3 protein-coding genes are annotated in these 1,984 nt (G+C 73.6%); all 3 read right to left on the bottom strand.

Annotated features, from left to right (window positions below; genetic code table 11):
* Positions 1-116: 116 nt before the first annotated feature.
* Positions 117-194: a DUF3072 domain-containing protein gene (locus ACXJKL_RS20060; RefSeq protein WP_457208758.1), complete on the bottom strand. Its 78-nt coding sequence runs from the start codon at positions 192-194 to the stop codon at positions 117-119.
* A 12-nt stretch (positions 195-206) separates the two neighbouring features.
* Complete coding sequence (locus ACXJKL_RS20055; protein WP_457208757.1) at positions 207-830, bottom strand: response regulator; 624 nt, start codon at positions 828-830, stop codon at positions 207-209.
* A partial coding sequence (locus ACXJKL_RS20050) for a sensor histidine kinase (RefSeq protein ID WP_457208756.1) occupies positions 827-1,984 on the bottom strand: 1,158 nt, incomplete at its 5' end. The genes ACXJKL_RS20050 and ACXJKL_RS20055, both read right to left, overlap by 4 nt.

Below are 1,984 nucleotides of genomic sequence, written 5' to 3'. Positions count from 1 at the left end.
CGCTCAGGTGGAGGTCGTCGACCGCGCCGTAGCGGTCCTGGACGATCGCTCTCATGATCGGACCGTACCGGAGCGGGCGGCTGGTCCACGTGAGTCCAGCCCGGACGCCCAGAAGCTCAGGACGCCCGGCCGCTCTTCGCCTGCAGCCGGTCGATGTGCTCCGAGGCCTCCGCCCTGGTGAGGTCGGCGGAGATCCCCGAATGGGGTCAGTCCCCCAGGCCCCGACGCTCGGCCCACAGCGCGGCCTGGGTCCGATCGACCACGCCGATGCTGGCGAAGACCGAGGTGAGGTGCGCCTTGACCGTGCGCTCGGAGATACCGAGCCGGCGAGCGATCTGCTTGTTGGCCAGCCCGCGCCGGACCAGCACGAGCACCTCCCTCTCCCTCGGCGTCAGGTCGACGTCCGACGGGGAGGCGTGCCGCGCCGCCAGCAGCTGTCGCGCCGCCCGCGGGTGCAGCGGCGACTCGCCGCGGCTCACCGCCCGCACCCCCGCGATGACGTCCTCGGGGTCGGCGTCCTTGAGCAGATAGCCCACGGCACCCGCGTCCAGCGCCGCCACGATGCGGTCGGCGTCGGAGAACGACGTCAGCACCAGGACGTCCGGGCCGCCCTCGGCCACGATCTGCCGGGTCGCCGTCACCCCGTCCGTCCCCGGCATCTGCAGGTCCATCAGGACGACGTCGGGGGACGTGCGGCGTACCTCCTCCAGCGCTTGTGCCCCGTCCGCGGCCGTGCCCACCACCTCCATGTCGGGCTCGCCGGCGAGCAGCTGCTCGAGGCCGCTGCGCAGCACCGCGTGGTCGTCCACGAGCAGCACCCTGATCGTCATGACCGTGTCTCCAGCCGTGTCGTCGTCCCCGCGCCGGGGGCCGAGCGGATGGTGAGCACTCCCCCGTGGTCGCGCACGAGGCTCTCCAGCCCACGCAGTCCGTAGTGTGCCGTGGCGTCCACCGATCCGGGGTCGAACCCGACACCGTCGTCCTCGACCGTGAGCACCAGTGCCCTGCCGTCGGCCCGCAGGTCCACGCTCATCGTCGTCGCCCGGGCGTGCCGCAGCGTGTTGCGCACCGCCTCCTGGGCGACCCGCCACACCAGCGCCGCGTCCTGGACGCCGACGTCTCCGAGGTCCCCCACGTGCAGCTCGACCGTGACCCCTGACGCCGACACCGGCGCGCACAGGTCGTCGAGCGCCGCCGGCAGGGTCGCGGCGTTGAGGTCGGGCGGATGGATCTCCACCAGCAGCGACCGCAGCGAACGCAGACCGCCCCGCAGCGAGCGAGCGGTGTCGAGGAGCGTCGTCCGCGTCTCCCCGGACTGCTCCCGCGCCAGCGCCGAGAGGGCGAAGGTCGAACCCGCCAGGTCCTGGACCACACCGTCGTGCAGGTCCCGCGCGATCCGCCGACGCTCGGCGGCCGACGCGGTGGCCGCCCCGAGCAGCAGGCGTTCGCGCTCGGCCGCGGCCCGCGTGACGCGACGCGTGAGCACGAGCAGCAGGGCGGTGGCGACCACCACGAGGAGCGTGAGGGCGCCGAGCGTGATCCGCTGGAAGGGCGCGATCACCTGGGCCTGCCGGGCCTCGATCCGGGACAGCGTGAAGTACGCCTCGAAGAGCAGCGGCTGCCCGTTCGGCGTCACCACCTGCGTGTAGACCTCGACCAGCGCCGGGCCCCCGCGCTCGTAGCGGTTCTCCGGGTCGTCCAGCTCCGACAGCTCGGCGTCGGACCCGCCGTGGGCGAGGATGTCCCGCTCCTCCTCACCGAGCGCGAACTTCTCCCCGATCAGCCGGACGTCGTCGGAGTAGACGATCGTGCCGTCGGCCGCCCAGATCTTGATACGGCGTACGTCGCCGACCAGCAGCCGACCCGTGGCGACCCGGTCGAACCGGTCCACCGCCCCCGGCTGCCCCTCCGCGAGCCCGGGCGGGATGGCCGGCTCGGCGACCGAGCGGGCCAGCAGCCGGGTGGTCGACCGCGCGTCCGAGAG

The organism is Nocardioides sp. P5_C9_2 (assembly GCF_054049555.1).
The sequence above is the reverse complement of the archived record's forward strand: the minus strand, read 5'-3'. Positions and strand labels throughout refer to the sequence as shown.

Excerpts from the sequence above, each read along its gene's own strand:
- ACXJKL_RS20055 (WP_457208757.1), bottom strand. The coding sequence starts at position 830 with ATGACGATCAGGGTGCTGCTCGTGGACGACCACGCGGTGCTGCGCAGC.